Origin of the sequence: Cognatilysobacter tabacisoli, assembly GCF_003586305.1 — a bacterium.
Lineage (GTDB): Bacteria > Pseudomonadota > Gammaproteobacteria > Xanthomonadales > Xanthomonadaceae > Cognatilysobacter_A > Cognatilysobacter_A tabacisoli.
On sequence record NZ_QXJI01000001.1, the window covers coordinates 317,709 to 334,375 of the forward strand.

The following is a 16,667-nucleotide window of genomic DNA, read 5'->3' on the forward strand; positions in this document are numbered from 1 at the left end:
CGTAAACATGCGGTGCGGCTCGAGCGGGTGCGCTGTGACGCGTCGCCGCGCGGTGGGGCAATGAACGCGGGCTTGCGCTCAGTCGGCGGAACGTTCGCCGCGCGCCAGCACCTGCACCGCGAGCGTGCCGTCGGCCAGCCGCGCATCGAGGCGGTCGCCCGGCGCGGCGTCGAGCACGCTTCGCACGACGCGTCCGTCGTCCCGCAGCACGATCGCGTAGCCGCGCGCGACCGTGGCCAGCGGACTCACCGCCTCCAGCGAGCGCGCCAGTCCGCGCAGGTGCATCGCGTCGCGCGACAGCCGCCGCGCCATCGCCGACTGCGGCCGCGACGCGAGCGCGGCTAGCCGCTCGCGCAGCCGCTGCAGCCGGCGCTGCGGGTGCGCGGCGCGCAGCACCGCGTCGCTGTGGCGCAGGCGCGCGCGTTCGCGGTCGAGGCGGCGCTGCCACGCTGCGGCGAGCCGTCGCAGCGCCTCGGTCTGGCGCCGGCGCAGCAGTTCGAGCCGCGCCGCCGGGCGCAGCGCGTTCAGGCGCAGCGCGGCGCGGTCGGCGCGCTGCATCGCCGCGCGAAGCTGGTGCTGCTGCAGCGACGCAAGCCGCGCGTCGAGTGCGCGCAGCCGCCGGGCGAGGTCGTCGGCGTTCGGCACGAGCAACTCGGCGGCGACCGACGGCGTCGGCGCGCGCAGGTCGGCGGCGAACTCGACCAGGCTGAAGTCGGTCTCGTGGCCGATCGCCGCGACCACTGGCACCGCGCACTCGGCCACCGCGCGGGTCAGGCGCTCGTCGTTGAACGCCCACAGGTCCTCGAGCGAGCCGCCGCCGCGGGTCAGCAGCAGCACATCAAATCGACCGGACGCGGCCGCGCGCTGCAGCATCGCGAGGATCTGCGCCGGCGCGGCCTCGCCCTGCACCGGCACCGGCAGCACCTCGACCTCGACCAGCGGGAAGCGCCGCGCAAGCACGCTCAGGACGTCGCGCACCGCCGCGCCGCTGGGCGAGGTGATCACGCCGATACGGGCCGGGAACGCGGGCAGGGGACGCTTGCGCGACGGATCGAACAGGCCCTCGGCCTCGAGCCGCGCGCGCAGCTCGTCGTACGCGCGCCGCAGCGCGCCTTCGCCGGCCTCCTCCATGTGATCCAGCACCAGCTGGTAGTCGCCGCGCGCCTCGTACAGCGTCAGCCGGCCGCGCGCGAGCACGCGCACGCCCTCGCGCGGCTGGAACTTCAGCCAGCCGCTCTTGGGCTTGAACATCGCGCAGCGCACCTGCGCGCGCGCGTCCTTCAGGGTGAAGTACAGGTGGCCCGACGACGGGCGCGACACGTTGCCCAGCTCGCCCTCGACCCAGATCAGCGGAAAGCTGCCCTCCAGCAGGTCGCGCGCCAGCGCGTTCAGCTGGCTGGGGGTGAGCACGTCGCGGGCGTCGTCGCGGGTCATCGCAGGGCAGGCGGGACGGCCGGCCACGGTACCGCAGGGCCGGCCGGCGGTCACGCCGACGCTACAATGCGCGCATGGATTCCGCCGCCCTCAAGCCCTGCGCACACCCTGCATTCGGCCCGCTGCCGCGCCGCCTGACCCGCTCCGTCGCGATCGGCGGCGTGCAGGTCGGTGGCGGCGCGCCGGTGGTCGTGCAGTCGATGACCAACACCGACACCGCCGACGTCAACTCCACGACGAAGCAGGTCGCCGAGCTGTGGCGCGCCGGCTCGGAGATGGTGCGGGTCACCGTCAACACCGTCGAGGCGGCCGCCGCGGTGCCGCGCATCGTCGACAAGCTGGCGATGATGGGCGTCGAGGTGCCGATCATCGGCGACTTCCACTACAACGGGCACCAGCTGCTGGCTGCCGAGCCGGCCTGCGCCGAGGCGCTGGCCAAATACCGGATCAACCCCGGCAACGTCGGCTTCGGCAAGAAGAAGGACACCCAGTTCGCCACGCTGATCGAGTTCGCGATCCGCTACGGCAAGCCGGTGCGCATCGGCGCGAACTGGGGCTCGCTCGACCAGGCGCTCGCGACCCGCCTGATGGACGAGAACCACCTGCTGCCGCAGCCGAAGGAAGCGGCCGAGGTGCTGCGCGAGGCGCTGATCCGCTCGGCGCTCGATTCGGCCGAACGCGCCGTGGAGCTGGGCCTGCCGGCAGATCGCATCGTGCTCAGCGCCAAGGTCAGTGGCGTGCAGGAGCTGATCGCCGTCTACCGCGAACTGGCCCGCCGCGGCGACTACGCGCTGCACCTGGGCCTGACCGAAGCCGGCATCGGCAGCAAGGGCATCGTCGCCTCGAGCGCGGCGCTGGCGGTGCTGCTGCAGGAAGGCATCGGCGACACGATCCGCATCTCGCTGACGCCCGAGCCCGGCCAGGCGCGCAGCAACGAGGTCGTGGTCGCGCAGGAGCTGCTGCAGACGATGGGGCTGCGGGCGTTCACCCCGATGGTGACCGCGTGCCCGGGCTGCGGCCGCACCACCAGCACGTTCTTCCAGGAGCTCGCGCAGCGCGTGCAGGAGCACGTGCGCGCGAAGATGCCGGAGTGGAAGGTGACCCATCCGGGCGCGGAGAACCTGACCCTCGCGGTGATGGGCTGCGTGGTCAACGGCCCGGGCGAATCGCGCCACGCCAACATCGGCATCTCGCTGCCCGGCACCGGCGAAGCGCCGTCCGCCCCGGTGTTCGAGGATGGCGAGAAGACGGTCACCCTGCGCGGCGACAACATCGCAGGCGACTTCATCGGGCTGATCGACGCGTACGTGGCGCGTCGCTACGGCGGGCATGCATCCGCCGGCTGATCCCGGCGCCGCGCTGGCCGACGTGGCCCGCGACGTCGTCGACGTGCTGCGCCGTCGCGCGTGGCGGCTGGCGCTGGTGTTCGCGTGCATCGTCGCGCCGCTGTGGATGTTTGGCGAACTGGCCGACGAGGTCCGCGACCAGGACATGATCCCGTTCGACCAGCCGCTGCTGCGGCTGGCGCAGGCCATGGCGCGCGACGGCTTCGACCATGCCTTCCTGTGGCTGTCGAAGCTGGGCTACCTGTATTTCGTCGTCCCGTTCGACGTGGTCCTGGTCGTGGTGCTCGCCCTGGTGCGACGCCACCGCGAGTCGGCGTTCGCCGGCATCGCGCTGGCCGGCTCGGCGCTGTTGAACCTCGGCGCCAAGCAGTCGTTCGCCCGCGCGCGGCCGACGCTGTGGGAGTCGATCGCGCCCGAAGCGACGTACAGCTTTCCCAGCGGCCACGCGATGGGGTCGATGACGCTGGCCTGCGTCGTCATCGCGCTGACGTGGCAGACGCGCTGGCGCTGGCCGGTCGCGGTGCTGTCGGGGCTGTTCGTCGTCGGCGTGGGCCTGTCGCGCATCTACCTCGGCGTGCACTACCCGTCGGACATCCTCGCCGGCTGGGCCGCGGCCAGCGCGTGGGTGATGGCGGTCTACCTGCTGGCCTTCCGCGGCGAACTGCGGCCGTGGCACCCGCGCCAGCGCTGAGCGTCAGTCGGCGATCGCGTCGACCGGCCCCTCGAACGCGATGAACAGCGTGCACGGGCCGGTCGACTCGCACGTGGCCTCGTGGCTGCGGCCGGCCGGGCCGTAGGCGTAGCCGCCGGGCTCCAGCGTCGCCGCGGGTTGCCCCCGGTACTGGACGCGCAGCCGGCCCTCCACCAGCACCATCCGCTCGGCCGAGGTGTGCCGGTGCGACGGGATGACCGCGCCGCCGGGCACCTGGAAGAACACGTCGGCGTTCGGCTGGGCGGGGTCGCCGTGCAGCACCGCGATGCGGCAGCCCGCGGGCAGGAAGGCCGGGCACGGCCCCCACTGCAACCCGGCGGCATCGGCGCGGATGGCCAGCGCGGGGGCGGCCCGCGCGGCCTCGGCGGCCGTCGGCGTCGACGGCGGCGGGACCGGGGGCTCGGCCGATGCGGCGTGGACCCAGGCGAGCAGGGCGCCGGCGACGGCGAGGCAGGGCAGCGGCATGTTCATGTCGACCTCGGACGGCGGGCTCGTCCAAGTCAACGCAACCGCGGCACAAAGGCGGCCCCTGCGATCCGCCCGGCTCCGTCATCGCACGCCGGCGGCGATGCCGGTCGCAGCGCCACCGCGCGGCCTCACTCGCCGGGCTTGGCACCCGCGCTCGGCGCGGCGGTGCCTGCCCGGCGCGACAGCACCGCCTCGCGGTGCGCGATGTAGGCGTTCGAGGCGAGGATGATCGCGGCGCCGACCCAGGTCCACGCGTCGACGGCCTCGTCGAACAGCAGCCAGCCGGCGGCGGCGACCAACGGCAGCTGCATGAAGCTGATCGGCGTCAGCGCCGAGACCTCGCCGAGCTTCAGCGCGTGCGTCCACAGCACCTGGCCGCCGGTGCCGAACAGGCCGGCGGCGATCACCCACAGCCACGCGATCCCGACCGGCCACTCCCACACGAACAGCGCCGGCAGCAGCGACATCGGCACCCAGAACAGGTACGTGTAGAGGACGATCGTGTTGGCCGCGTCGACGCGCGACAGCTGCTTGATCTGGATCGCGACGATGCCGCTGAGCACCGCGGCCAGCAGCGCGATCAGGGTGCCGGTCGAGAAGTCGGCCGAGCCCGGCCGCACGATCACCAGCACGCCGAGGAAGCCGAGCGCGACCGCCGCCCAGCGCCGCGCGCGCACATGCTCGTGCAGGAACACCGCCGCGGCGATCGTCACGAACACCGGCGTCGAGTACGACAGCGAGATCGCCTGCGCCAGCGGAAGGTGGCCGATCGCCCAGAACCCGGCGAGCATCGAGCCGATCCCGATCGCGCAGCGGACGAAGTACTTCGGCAGCTGCGTGGTGCGCAGCGCGGCGCGCCCGGTGCCGATCAGCAGCGGCAGCACCGCGAGCAGCCCGAAGAAGTTGCGGAAGAACGCGATCTCGAACGTGTGCAGCGACGCCGACGCCAGCCGGATCGCGATCGCCATGACGCCGAACGACAGCGTGCTGGCGAACATGAAGCCCGCCGCGCGCAGCGGGTGCCCCGGCGCGGCCGTCACCACTGCGCGCCGATCACGCGCGGTTCCGGTTCGATCGCCACGCCGAAGCGGGCGTGCACCGAGTCGGCGATGCGGCGGGCGAGGTCGAGCAGCTGCGCGCCGGTGGCGCGGCCGTGGTTGACCAGCACCAGCGCGTGCGACGCAGCCACGCCGACGTCGCCGTCGCGATGGCCCTTCCAGCCGCAGGCGTCGATCATCCACGCCGCCGACAGCTTGCGCCGGCCGGCCGCGCCCGCGCGGAACACCGGCAGCGCCGGGTGCGCGGCGAGCAACGCATCGGCCTGCGCGGCCGGCACGATCGGGTTCTTGAAGAAGCTGCCGGCGTTGCCGAGCACCGCCGGGTCGGGCAGCTTGCGGCGGCGGATCGCGATCACCGCGTCGGCGACGTCGCGCGCATCGGGCGTCGCAACGCCGCGCGCGGCGAGCTCGTCGCCGAGCCCGGCGTAGTCGAGCCGCAGCGCCGGCGTGCGCGACAGCGCGAACTCGACCGCGGTGACCAGGTAGCGGTCGGCGTCGTGCTTGAACACGCTGTCCCGGTACCCGAAGCGGCAGGCGTCGCGACCGAGCCGGTGCACCTGGCCGGTAGACGGTTCGAACACCTCGACCGCGTGGATCGTCTCGCCGACCTCGACGCCGTACGCGCCGATGTTCTGGATCGGCGCGGCGCCGGTGGTGCCGGGGATCAGCGCGAGGTTCTCGAGCCCGCACAGGCCGCGGTCGAGCGTCCACAGCACCAGCCGGTGCCACTCGACGCCCGCGTCGGCGCGGACGATCGCGCGGTCGCCGTCGTCGTCGATGACCGCGATGCGGTCGCCGGTCAGCGCCAGCACCGGGCCGTCGGGATCGCCGGCGAACAGCAGGTTGCTGCCGCCGCCGAGCACCAGCGCGATGCCCAGGCGCAGCGGCGGCGCGGACAGCGCCTCCGGCAGCCGGGCGGCGTCGGCGACCTCGACCAGCCACGGCGCGCGGGCGTCGACGCCGAAGGTGTTGCGGGTGCGCAGCGGCGCGTCGCGGGTGACGCGGACGGCCTCGCTCATGCCGGCGTCGCGCGGCGCAGGCTGGCGGACGACTCGCGCCGCCGGCGGATCGCCTCGACGCACTCGTGCACGAGGCCGGGGCCGCGGTAGATCAGGCCGGTGTAGCACTGCACCAGCGTCGCGCCGGCGGCCATCTTCGCCACCGCGTCGGCGCCGGACAGGATGCCGCCGACGCCGACCAGCGGAATCGCCTCGGGCAGCCGCGTGCGCATGCGCCGCAGCACCGCGGTCGACGGCGCCATCAGCGGCGCGCCGGACAGCCCGCCGGTCTCGTTCGCGTGCGGCGCGCCTTCGACGTCGGGACGGCCGACCGTGGTGTTGGTCGCGATCACGCCGTCGACCTCGAGGTCGGCCAGCACGCGGCCGGCGGCCTCGATGTCGTCCTCGCTGAGGTCCGGGGCGATCTTGACCAGCATCGGCACGCGCCTGCCGTGCTTGGCGCCCAGGCGCTCCTGCTCCTCGCGCAGCGTGCCGATCAGCCGGCGCAGCTGCTGCTCCTCCTGCAGTTCGCGCAGGCCGGCGGTGTTCGGCGAGGAGATGTTGATCGTCACGTAGTCCGCCAGCGGATAGACCCGCGACAGGCAGTACATGTAGTCGCCCTCGGCGGCGTCGTTCGGCGTGTCCTTGTTCTTGCCGATGTTGATGCCGAGCAGGCCGCCCTTGCGCTGTGCCTTCTCGACGTTGCGCACCAGCGCGTCGACGCCGGCGTTGTTGAAACCGAGCCGGTTGATCACCGCGCGGTGCTCGGGCAGCCGGAACATCCGCGGCTTCGGGTTGCCCTCCTGCGCGCGCGGGGTGACCGTGCCGACCTCGACGAAGCCGAAGCCGAACGAGAACAGCGCGTCGATGTGCGCGCCGTTCTTGTCGAGACCGGCCGCCAGGCCGACCGGGTTCGGAAAGGTCAGGCCGAACGCCCGGGTCGGCAGCGGCGCCGGGCGGCGCGCGAGCAGCGGGTTCAGCCCGGTGCGGTACGCGGCCTCGAGCGCGCGCAGTCCGACGTCGTGCGCCTGCTCGGCGTCGAGGTGGAACAGGAACGGTCGGGCCAGGCCATACATGTCGGGGCAAGTGCTCGCGTTCGGAACGGGCGGGTGCGGCAGGATCGCCGCCCCGGGGAGCGGGGCGGCGATGGCGCTACGTTACAGGTCGAACTTGATGCCCTGCGCCAGCGGCAGCGCGTCGGAGTAGTTGATCGTGTTGGTCTGGCGGCGCATGTACGCCCGCCACGCGTCGGAGCCCGACTCGCGGCCGCCACCGGTTTCCTTCTCGCCGCCGAACGCGCCGCCGATCTCCGCACCCGAGGTGCCGATGTTGACGTTGGCGATGCCGCAGTCCGAGCCCCAGGCCGACAGGAACTGCTCGGCGGCCTTCAGGTTGGTGGTGAAGATCGACGACGACAGACCCTGCGGCACGGCGTTCTGCAGCTCGATGGCCTCGTCGAGGGTCTGGTACTTCATCACGTACAGGATCGGCGCGAAGGTCTCGTGCTGGACGATCTCGGCATCGTTGGTCAGGCCGGTGACGATGGTCGGCAGCACGAAATTGCCCTTGCCCTCGATCGCCGCGCCGCCGGTTTCGACGGTGCCACCGGCGGCCTTGGCCTTTTCGACCGCGTCGAGGTACGCGTCGACGCCGTCGCGGCTGTTGAGCGGGCCCATCAGCATGGTCGGGTCGGTCGGGTCGCCGATCTTCTTCTCGACCTGCTTGTACGCGGTGACGAGCTTGGCCAGCACGTCGTCGTAGATCGACTCGTGCACGAACAGCCGGCGCGTGGTCGTGCAGCGCTGGCCGGCGGTGCCGACCGCGCCGAACACGATCGCCGGGATCGCCAGCTTCAGGTCCGCCGACGGGTCGACGATGATCGCGTTGTTGCCGCCGAGTTCGAGCAGCGAGCGGCCCATGCGGCGCGCGACGCGCTCGCCGACGATGCGGCCGACCTTGGTCGAACCGGTGAAGCTGACCAGGCCGATGCGCTTGTCGTCGACGAAGGCCGAAGCCAGCTCGGTGCCGGCATCGTTGAACAGGAAGAAGATGTCCGGGAAGCCGGCCTTGGCCAGCGCCTCGTTGCAGATCTTCATCGACGCGATCGCCGACAGCGGGGTCTTCGGCGACGGCTTCCAGATGGTGATGTCGCCGCAGATCGCCGCGATGAACGAGTTCCACGCCCACACCGCGACCGGGAAGTTGAACGCCGAGATCACGCCGACCAGGCCGATCGGGTGCCACTGCTCGTACATGCGGTGGCCGGGACGCTCGGAGTGCATCGTCAGGCCGTACAGCTGGCGCGACAGGCCGACGGCGAACTCGCCGATGTCGATCATCTCCTGCACTTCGCCGTCGCCTTCCGGCTTGGACTTGCCCATCTCCAGCGCGACCAGCGACCCCAGCGCATCCTTGTGGGTGCGCAGCGCGTCGGCGCACAGGCGGATCGCCTCGCCGCGGCGCGGCGCCGGGGTCGTGCGCCAGACCTTGAAGGCGGCCTGCGCGCGCTCGACGATCGTGTCGTAGTCCGCCTGCGACGACGCCTGCACGCGACCGAGCACCTCGCCGGTGGTCGGGTTGACCGGTTCGATGACGCCGGCATCGCGGGTCGTCGACCACTGGCCGCCGCCGAGGTAGGTGCCGGATTCGCTGGCGCCGAGGCCGAGCGCGGTCAGGACGGGATGGGTCATGGGGTGGAGCTCCTGCAGGACGGGGACGGCGCGCCGGGGCAGGCGGGCCTTCGCTGGGGTGGCTGCGGCGGGCGTCATGCCCACGCGCGGTGGATGGCGGCCCCGACACGATTCGAACGTGCGACCTGTCCCTTAGGAGGGGACCGCTCTATCCAGCTGAGCTACGGGGCCTGAATGCGGAATTATCGCAGGGAACCCTCGGGCGAGGCCAACGCGGCGCGCGTCTGCGGGCGCCGAGAACGGGCACGCGCGCGCAGCGGCGACGGCGGTCGCGACCGCACGCCTCGGCAGGGCTGGCGCGCGGCGGCGGGCCCCGATAAACTCACCCGCGTTTCGTGGGGCGGTAGCTCAGCTGGGAGAGCGTCGCGTTCGCAATGCGAAGGTCGGGAGTTCGATCCTCCTCCGCTCCACCACGAACACCAGAACGGCGCCCTCGGGCGCCGTTCTCTTTTGGAGCGCTGGCGCCCTCGGGCGCCGTTGTCTTTTGGGATCGCTGGCGCCCTCGGGCGCCGTTCTTTTTTTGGATCGGTGGAGCCGGTGGGCGCCGTCGCGTCTTCTGGGTCGCGGGCACGGGGGGCACGCGGCTCTCACCCGTCCAGATAGTGCGCATCGGCGCGTCAGCGCTCGGGGCGCGGGCATTGCGACCGCTTCGGCGGTCCGCTTTGCCGCAGCGTCGTGGAAAGCCTGCCGTGCCCGATCGGGTCAGCCCGCCGGCTTCAGCAGCGGGCCGAGCACGGGCTCGAGCACCCGCCGGCGCCACCCTTCGAGCGCGTCCGGCCAGCCCTCGCGGTCGAGCATCGCTTCCAGCCAGCGCCGCGACGCCAGCACGCCGTCGGGCAGGCCGAGCTCGCCGCTGCGCTGCGCGACGGCGTCCTGCAGGGCGCGCAGGCGCTGCTTGTCGCGGGTCTCGGCCACGCCGGCATCGGGCAGTTCGGCCTCGTCGGGAAGCGGTGTGGTCAGCGCCCGCCAGATCGTGTCGACCAGCTTGCGCGGGCCCTTCGGGTGCGCGTCGACCTTGCGCTGCAGGGCGTCGCGGTCGGTCGGCGGCGTGCGTGCCAGCGCGACGGCCAGTTCGTTGTCGAGGATCCACGTGCGCGGGCGGTCGCTGTCGCGCGCGTAGGCGTCGCGCCAGCGCAGCAGGCGCACGAGGCGGACCTGCGAGTCGTGGTCGAGGAATTGCGCCGTGCGCAGCGACAGGTGCGGCCAGCGCTCGGGCGCCTCGTCGGCGGCGTTGGCGAGGGTGCGCGCGGCGTCCTCGGCCAGCCACGCGCGGCGTTCGAGTTCGCCCAGCCGCGCGTCGAGCGCGTCGTGCATCGCGAACAGGTGGCGCACGTCGTCGGCGGCGTACTCCAGCTGCGCCGGCGACAGCGGGCGTCGCATCCAGTCCGAACGGGTCTCGCCCTTGGCCAGCTGCACGCCGGTGAGCTGTTCGACCAGCTTCTGGTAGCCGAGCCCTCCGCCGATGCCTGCCATCGCCGCCGCCAGCTGGGTGTCGAACAGCGGCGCCGGCAGCACGCCGCAGGCGCGCTTGAACGTGACCAGGTCCTCGCTGGGGCTGTGCATCACCTTGAGGATGCGTTCGTCGGCCAGGATCGGCGCGAGCGCCTCGCACATGCCCGGCACGAGCGGGTCGACGAGCAGGATCGCGTCGCCGACCGCGATCTGCACCAGCGCCAGCTGCGGCCAGTACGTGCGCTCGCGGATGAACTCGGTGTCCAGGCCGATGCGGGCCGGCGCGGTGGCGAAATGCGCCTGCAGCGCGGCGGGGTCGGCGATCCAGATGGGCATGGGAGCGAAGGCGGGGCGGGCGGGCACGGTTGCCGCGGCGGGCGACAATAGCCTACTTTCGGCGGGCCCGGCGCCCGGCGCCGGCCCCCTTGGAGGACGATTGCGCGCGAAGCTGTGTTCGGCGATAGCGCTGCTGGCCCTCGCCGCGGCCTGCGCCCGCCAACCCCCGCACGACCCTGCCTCGCCCGGCGAGGCGCGCGCCCGCGCGCCCGTCGTGACCGTGTCGGCCGACCAGGCCGTCTCGCCGGTGGCGCCATGGCGTGCGCCGGCGATCGAGGTGACGCCCGAATCGGCCGCGGCCCTGCGCCGCCAGGCCGACGAGGCGCTGCAGGAAGGGCGGCTGTTCGGCAGCGACGCCGACGCGATCCCGCTGTACCTGGCGCTGGCGCGGCAGTCGCCCGACGACCCCTCGCTCCAGGCCGCGCTGGCCCGCGCGCGCGCGGCGCTGATCGAGCAGGGCGACGCGGCGATCGCCGGCATCGACGACGATCCGCTGCAGCTGCGCCGCGCCCATGAGGCGGCCGCCGTCGCGCGCGTGCTCGCGCCGTCCGATCGCGACGTGCAGGCGTACCTCGACCGCGTCGACCGGGCCGACGAGGCGCAGGCCGCCAACCGGATGGGCGAGCGCGAACTCAATGCGGGCCGCATCGATCCGGGTTCGGCAAACGGTGCGATCGCGTGGTTCGGCAAGGCGCTGGCGCTGCGTCCGGACGACGCCCGGGCGCTGCAGGGCCTGGCGGCGGTCGAAAGCGCGCTGATCCGCCGCGCCGAGCTGGCCGCCGAGCAGGGCGACTACGCGCAGGCCGAGCGGCGGCTTGCGCAGGCGGCGACCGTGCGACCCGGCACGACCGCGGTCGAGGATGCGCGCGGGCGGATCGCGCTGCAGCGCGCGCTGCGGATCAACGCGCTGCGCGATGCCGGCCTGGCTGCGCTGGCCGACCCCGACGACGGCATCGATCGGGCCCGTGCCCAGCTGGCGGCCATGCTGCGCATCGCGAAGGCCGGCGATCCCGCGGCGGTGGACCTGCGCGAGCGCATCGAACTGGCGACCCATTACGGGCTGTTCCGGCCGGGCCAGGTGTTCACCGACGGCCTCGGCGCCGGCGCGCGCGGGCCGGTGCTCGTGGTGATTCCGCATGGCGCGTTCCGGATGGGCGCGGCCGACGGCGAGGCCGACGCAACCGACGCCGAGCGGCCGGCGCGCAACATCCGCTTCGACCGCGGCCTGGCGATGTCGCGCACCGAAGTCACCGTCGCCGAGTTCGCGCGCTTCGTCGCCGCGACCGGCTACCGCACGCGCGCCGAGCGGCGCGGGTATTCGATCGCGTACGACGAGCGCAGCGGCAACCTGACCCGCCGCAGCGGCGTCGACTGGCGCAGCGACTACGCCGGCAACCGCGCGGCCGACGACCAGCCGGTGATCCACGTCAGCGCCAAGGACGCGTTCGCCTACGCGGACTGGCTGTCCGAACGCTCGCGCCAGACCTACCGACTGCCGAGCGAGGCCGAGTTCGAGTACGCCCTGCGCGCCGGCAAGGCCGGCCGCTACCCGTGGGGCGACGGCGCGCCGCCGGCGCGGGCCGGCAACGTCACCGGCGGTGCCGACGCGTCGCCGAGCGGGCGCCGCTGGACCAACGCGTTCGCCGGTTACGCCGACGGCGCGTGGGGCCCCGTCCCCGTGGGCCGCTACGCGCCGAATGCATTCGGCCTTCACGACCTCGCCGGCAATGTCAGCGAATGGGTCGCGGACTGCTGGCACGACACCTACCGCCGCGCGCCGCGCGACGGCGAGGCGTGGGTCAATCCGGGCTGCCGTTCGCGCGTCGTGCGCGGGGGCTCCTGGGCCAGTTCGCCGGCGCAGACGCGTTCGGCCTGGCGGATCGCCAGCGACGCGGACACCACCAACGCTCGCGTCGGCTTCCGGGTCGTGCGCGAGCTCTGACGAACGGCGCGATGCGCCCGAGGGGAGACGCACCGTCATGAGGATCGATCCGATGTCGGCACAGGGCCAGGGCGCACCGCGCCGGCGAATGGGATTCGGCGGGCTGCGGCTGCTCGTGCTGGTGGGCTTCGCGATCTACGCCGCGATTACCTGGTTCGGCAGCGCCAAGGTCGACCCCTACACCGGCGAGAAGGCGCGCTACGGCGCAACGCCGGAGGAGGAGGCGCAGCTCGGCGCGCAGGCCTACCAGCAGGTGCAGGGCGACGCCGCCGCGCAGGGCGCGCTGCTGTCCCCGGACGCGCCGGAGAGCAAGCAGATCCGCGAGATCGCTTCGCGCCTGGTGCAGAAGGTTCAGCCGGTCGCCGCCGACCTGGCCGCGGCGAACCAGCAGCAGGCACCGGTCGACTTCCAGCACTTCAACTGGGACGTCAGCGTCATCGATTCGCAGGAGGCCAACGCGTTCTGCCTGCCGGGCGGAAAGATGGCGGTCTACACCGGCCTGTTCCCGGTCGCGCAGAACTCCGACGCGATGGCGGTGGTGATGGGCCACGAGATTGCCCACGCGCTGCTGCGCCACGGTTCGCAGCGCATCGCCCAGCAGAAGCTGGTGCAGGTCGGCCAGATGGCGGCCGGCGTCGCGCTCGGCGGCATGGACCCGCAGCAGCAGCAGGCGATGATGGCCGCGCTCGGCGCCGGCGCGCAGTACGGGTTCATCCTGCCGTACGGCCGCAGCCACGAAACCCAAGCCGACGAAGTGGGGCTGATGCTGGCCGCCGCGGCGTGCTTCAATCCGCGCGAGGCGATCCCGCTGTGGGAGCGCATGTCCGAACTCGGCGGCGGCGCGCGCCCGCCGGAGTTCGCGTCCACCCACCCGGACCCTGCCAACCGCATCCAGACGCTGCAGTCGCTGATGCCGCAGGCCGAGGCGTTCTACGCCAAGTACTGCGCGGGCCAGCCGCCGCTGCGCTGATGCGCGGCGGCGTCGCGCCGCTCAGAAGCTCATGAACAGACCGCCGTTGACCGGCAGGTTGACGCCGGTCAGGTAGTCCGACGCATCGGCCGTGAGGAACGCGACCGCGCGCGCGATGTCGTCCGGCTGGCCCATGCGCCCGGTCGGGATGCCGGCGACGATCTGCTCGCGCACGTCCTCGCGGATCGCACGCGTCATCTCGGTGTCGATGTAGCCCGGCGAGATGCTGTTGACGGTCACGCCCTTGCGCGCGACCTCGCGCGCCAGCGACATCGTGAAGCCGTGCATTCCGGCCTTCGCGGCGGCGTAGTTGGTCTGCCCGAACTGGCCGGTCTGGCCGTTGATCGAGCTGATGTTGACGATACGCCCGTGGCCGCGCGCGGCCATGCCGTCGACCACGTGCCGGCACAGGTTGAACACGCCGTCGAGGTTGACGCTGAGCACGTCGTCCCAGGCGCGCTTGTCCATCTTGACCAGCCGCGCGTCGCGCGTGATGCCCGCGGCGTTGACGAGGATGTCGATGCCGCCGTGCTCCGCCTCCAGCCGGGCAACCAGCGCGCCGCAGGCGTCGAAATCGGTGACGTCGAGCGGCGCAAACGACACGTCCAGCCCGTCGAGCGCGGCGTGGAACCCGGCGACGCGCTCGTCGCGTCCGCCGAGGTCGACGGCGATGACGCGATGGCCGGCATGGGCGAGGGCGCGGCAGATCGCCGTGCCGAGCCCGCCGATGCCGCCGCTGACGAGGGCGATGCGCTGGGTCATGGTCGAAGGTCCTGCGGAGGGTCCGCGCACGCCGACCCGCGGCCGTGCGCCGCGCGGGGTGCGGAAGAGGGCGGGAGCGGCGGAGGTCAGCGCCCGCGCTTGGTGTCGGGCTTGCTGTCCGGCTTGGGACGCGCCGTCGTCGGCGTCTGGCCGACGCTGCCGGCGAGGTTGTTCTGGAAGTCCTTCCACATCGCCAGGTTGCGCTCGGTGAGCTGGTTCATCATCGTCCAGGGCGTCTGGCCGATCAGTCCGCCCATCTGGTTGCGGAACTGCGCCTGCTGCTCGAGGAAGATCTGCATCGAGCGCTCGAGGTAGTTGCCCATGAAGCCCTGCAGCGAGTCGCCGTAGAACCGGATGATCTGGCTCAGCAGCTGCGTCGACAGCACCGGCTCGCCGTCCTGTTCGTGCTCGGCGATGATCTGCAGCAGCACCTGACGGGTCAGGTCGTCGCCCGAGCGCGCGTCGCGCACTTCGAACTCCTCGCCGTCGACGATCAGCTGGCGCACGTCCTCGATCGTGATGTAGCTCGAGATCTCGGTGTCGTACAGACGGCGGTTCGGGTACTTCTTGATGACGCGCATCGAGGGCATCGAGCTGGCGCTCTAAATCGTGGTGCCCCGCAGCATGGCGCAGGCCGGGAAGGCATGCAACTTGCGTCTAAAGGCGCCACCGCACGCCACGGCGGGCCGCCGGGACCCGACCGAGGGGCCGGCCCCGGGGTCGCCCGCATTCACCAACCCATGTACTGGCCGCCGTTGGCCGACAGGTTGGCGCCGGTGATCCACGCGGCCTCGTCGGGGATGAAGAACGACACCGCGTAGGCGATTTCCTCGGGCGTGCCGAGCCGGCCGGTCGGGATCTGCGCGACGATCTTGTTGCGCACCTCCTCGGGCACGGCCATGACCATGTCGGTGCCGATGTACCCGGGCGAGACGGTGTTCACCGTGATCCCGAAGCGCGCGTTCTCCTGCGCCAGCGAAATCGTGAAGCCGTGCATGCCGGCCTTGGCCGCGGCGTAGTTCGCCTGGCCGTACTGGCCCTTCTGCCCGTTGATCGAGCTGATCTGGATGATCCGCCCCCACTTGCGCTCGCGCATGCCCTCGATCACCGGGCGCGTGACGTTGTAGCAGGAGCCCAGATTGGTCGCGATGACGTCGTTCCACTGGGTCGGCGTCATCTTGTGGAAAGTGGTGTCGCGGGTGATGCCGGCGTTGTTGACCAGGATATCGATCGGCCCGAGCTGGCGCTCGAGGTCGCGCACCATCGACTCGGCACTCTCGGCCGAAGACACGTCGCCGTGCGCCAGGGCGACGTCGACCCCCGCCGCCTTCATCGCCGTCTGCCACGCGCGCGCCTTGCCCTCGTCGCGGTAGTTGGTCGCGACCTTGTGGCCCATGCTGGCCAGCTTGAGCAGGATCGAGCTGCCGATGCCGCCGGTTCCTCCGGTGACGAGTGCGACGCGAGCTTGCATGCAGGATTCTCCTTGCCGCGGGGTGCGGCCGTTGATTCTAGGGACGATTGGCGTCGCCACCGTTGTGCGCTGCCGCGATGGAAGGGAAACGCGACGCGGGGATGCGTTCGGCCTCGAACGCGCGCCGCGCCGCAGCGAGGGCGCCGGCGGCATCGGTCGCGTCGTCGAGTGCGCCGTCGCGCTGGCCCAGCGCGCGCCACGCGGCCCGCAGCGCCGGCAGCGGGCGTGCCGGATCGAGCGGGTGCGACGCGTCGGACTTCGACAGCTTGCGGCCGCCGGCGTCGAGCAGCAGCGGCAGGTGCGCGTGCCGCGGCGTCGGCACCCCGAGCGCGCGCTGCAGCAGGATCTGCCGCGGTGTCGAGTCGAGCAGGTCGGCCCCCCGCACGACGTCCGTCACGCCCTGTTCGGCGTCGTCGACCACGACCGCCAGCTGGTAGGCCCAGTAGCCGTCCGCGCGCCGCAGCACGAAGTCGCCGGCGTCTCGCGCGACGTCCTGCCGCTGCGGGCCGCACACGAGGTCGTCGAACGCGACGACGCTGCCGTCGGGCACGCGCAGGCGCACGGAGGGGTCGGCGCGGCGCGCGCGCGCCACGCAGCGGCGGTGGACGCCGCCGCTCGCGGCCAGGTCGCTGCGGCTGCAGTGGCACGCGAACGCGGCGCCGCTCAGCAGCAGCCGGTCGAGCGCGGCGCGGTACAGGGCGTCGCGGTCGCTCTGCCGCACGACCGGGCCGTCCGGCACCAGGCCGAACGCGGCCAGTGCGGCCAGCTGGCGCCCGGCCGCCCCGGGAACTTCGCGCGGCCGGTCGAGGTCTTCGATCCGGACCCACCACTCCCCGCCGGCGTGTCGGGCCATCAGCCAGCTGCCCAAGGCGGCGAGCAGCGATCCGGCATGCAGGTCGCCGGTCGGCGACGGGGCGAAGCGGCCCCGGTACGGCGCGGCGGCGGGCGTCATGCGGAAAGGCGCACGGGTGGGGAGAGGTTCACTTGAATTCCGCGCGAGGCTGCCACACTTTCGTGTCATCCGCGCA

The 16,667-nt window shown here is 72.8% G+C and carries 15 protein-coding genes and 2 tRNA genes; 5 read left to right on the forward strand and 12 right to left on the reverse strand.

Going from position 1 to position 16,667, the window contains the following annotated elements:
• Positions 1 to 78: 78 nt before the first annotated feature.
• Positions 79 to 1,434 (reverse strand): exodeoxyribonuclease VII large subunit, encoded by a 1,356-nt coding sequence (gene xseA, locus D3A60_RS06100; protein ID WP_119717842.1) that lies wholly within the window; start codon positions 1,432 to 1,434, stop codon positions 79 to 81.
• A 74-nt stretch (positions 1,435 to 1,508) separates the two neighbouring features.
• On the opposite strand from xseA, the gene ispG reads away from it, so the two are divergent.
• Both ispG and D3A60_RS06110 read left to right on the forward strand, forming a co-directional pair.
• The gene (ispG, locus tag D3A60_RS06105) at positions 1,509 to 2,780 is read left to right on the forward strand and encodes a flavodoxin-dependent (E)-4-hydroxy-3-methylbut-2-enyl-diphosphate synthase (protein WP_119717843.1); all 1,272 of its coding nucleotides are present in this window, start codon (positions 1,509 to 1,511) and stop codon (positions 2,778 to 2,780) included.
• Positions 2,764 to 3,471, forward strand: a complete 708-nt coding sequence (locus D3A60_RS06110) for a phosphatase PAP2 family protein (protein ID WP_119717844.1) — start codon at positions 2,764 to 2,766, stop codon at positions 3,469 to 3,471. The genes ispG and D3A60_RS06110 overlap by 17 nt, the downstream gene beginning before the upstream one ends.
• A 3-nt stretch (positions 3,472 to 3,474) precedes the next feature.
• Here the strand turns inward: D3A60_RS06110 and D3A60_RS06115 are convergent, their stop codons facing one another.
• From D3A60_RS06115 to D3A60_RS06140, 6 genes are all read right to left on the reverse strand, one after another.
• On the reverse strand, positions 3,475 to 3,963 hold the full coding sequence (locus D3A60_RS06115) for a cupin domain-containing protein (protein ID WP_119717845.1): 489 nt from the start codon (positions 3,961 to 3,963) through the stop codon (positions 3,475 to 3,477).
• 125 nt (positions 3,964 to 4,088) lie between these two features.
• The gene (locus D3A60_RS06120) at positions 4,089 to 4,958 is read right to left on the reverse strand and encodes a DMT family transporter (protein WP_119718991.1); all 870 of its coding nucleotides are present in this window, start codon (positions 4,956 to 4,958) and stop codon (positions 4,089 to 4,091) included.
• A gap of 38 nt (positions 4,959 to 4,996) precedes the next feature.
• Complete coding sequence (gene murB, locus D3A60_RS06125; protein WP_119718992.1) at positions 4,997 to 6,037, reverse strand: UDP-N-acetylmuramate dehydrogenase; 1,041 nt, start codon at positions 6,035 to 6,037, stop codon at positions 4,997 to 4,999.
• Positions 6,034 to 7,092 (reverse strand): quinone-dependent dihydroorotate dehydrogenase, encoded by a 1,059-nt coding sequence (locus D3A60_RS06130; RefSeq protein ID WP_119717846.1) that lies wholly within the window; start codon positions 7,090 to 7,092, stop codon positions 6,034 to 6,036. Before D3A60_RS06130 ends, murB begins: the two co-directional genes overlap by 4 nt.
• An 81-nt stretch (positions 7,093 to 7,173) precedes the next feature.
• Positions 7,174 to 8,706: an L-piperidine-6-carboxylate dehydrogenase gene (amaB, locus tag D3A60_RS06135; RefSeq protein ID WP_119717847.1), complete on the reverse strand. Its 1,533-nt coding sequence runs from the start codon at positions 8,704 to 8,706 to the stop codon at positions 7,174 to 7,176.
• Between the two features lie 94 nt (positions 8,707 to 8,800).
• Positions 8,801 to 8,877, reverse strand: a tRNA-Arg gene (locus D3A60_RS06140).
• A gap of 166 nt (positions 8,878 to 9,043) precedes the next feature.
• On the opposite strand from D3A60_RS06140, the gene D3A60_RS06145 reads away from it, so the two are divergent.
• Positions 9,044 to 9,119 (forward strand) — tRNA-Ala (locus D3A60_RS06145).
• Between the two features lie 289 nt (positions 9,120 to 9,408).
• On the opposite strand, the gene rnd is transcribed toward D3A60_RS06145, so the two are convergent.
• A complete protein-coding gene (gene rnd, locus D3A60_RS06150) occupies positions 9,409 to 10,494 on the reverse strand; it encodes a ribonuclease D (protein ID WP_119717848.1) in 1,086 nt (361 codons plus the stop codon).
• A 124-nt stretch (positions 10,495 to 10,618) separates the two neighbouring features.
• Here rnd and D3A60_RS06155 point away from each other — a divergent pair, with 124 nt between their 5' ends.
• Positions 10,619 to 12,436, forward strand: a complete 1,818-nt coding sequence (locus D3A60_RS06155) for a formylglycine-generating enzyme family protein (protein WP_407062773.1) — start codon at positions 10,619 to 10,621, stop codon at positions 12,434 to 12,436.
• Positions 12,437 to 12,473: 37 nt separating this feature from the next.
• Positions 12,474 to 13,406: a M48 family metallopeptidase gene (locus tag D3A60_RS06160; protein ID WP_119717849.1), complete on the forward strand. Its 933-nt coding sequence runs from the start codon at positions 12,474 to 12,476 to the stop codon at positions 13,404 to 13,406.
• A 21-nt stretch (positions 13,407 to 13,427) separates the two neighbouring features.
• Here D3A60_RS06160 and phbB (D3A60_RS06165) read toward each other — a convergent pair whose 3' ends face one another.
• The 4 genes from phbB (D3A60_RS06165) to gluQRS form a co-directional block, all read right to left on the reverse strand.
• Positions 13,428 to 14,168 carry an acetoacetyl-CoA reductase gene (gene phbB, locus D3A60_RS06165; protein ID WP_119717850.1) on the reverse strand — a complete coding sequence of 247 codons (741 nt, stop codon included), beginning with the start codon at positions 14,166 to 14,168 and terminating at the stop codon, positions 13,428 to 13,430.
• Between the two features lie 86 nt (positions 14,169 to 14,254).
• Positions 14,255 to 14,758: a polyhydroxyalkanoate synthesis repressor PhaR gene (phaR, locus tag D3A60_RS06170; protein WP_119717851.1), complete on the reverse strand. Its 504-nt coding sequence runs from the start codon at positions 14,756 to 14,758 to the stop codon at positions 14,255 to 14,257.
• A gap of 140 nt (positions 14,759 to 14,898) precedes the next feature.
• Positions 14,899 to 15,639, reverse strand: coding sequence for an acetoacetyl-CoA reductase (gene phbB / locus D3A60_RS06175; RefSeq protein WP_119717852.1), 741 nt, complete (start codon positions 15,637 to 15,639; stop codon positions 14,899 to 14,901).
• 37 nt (positions 15,640 to 15,676) lie between these two features.
• Positions 15,677 to 16,591 (reverse strand): tRNA glutamyl-Q(34) synthetase GluQRS, encoded by a 915-nt coding sequence (gluQRS, locus tag D3A60_RS06180; protein ID WP_119717853.1) that lies wholly within the window; start codon positions 16,589 to 16,591, stop codon positions 15,677 to 15,679.
• Positions 16,592 to 16,667: the final 76 nt, after the last annotated feature.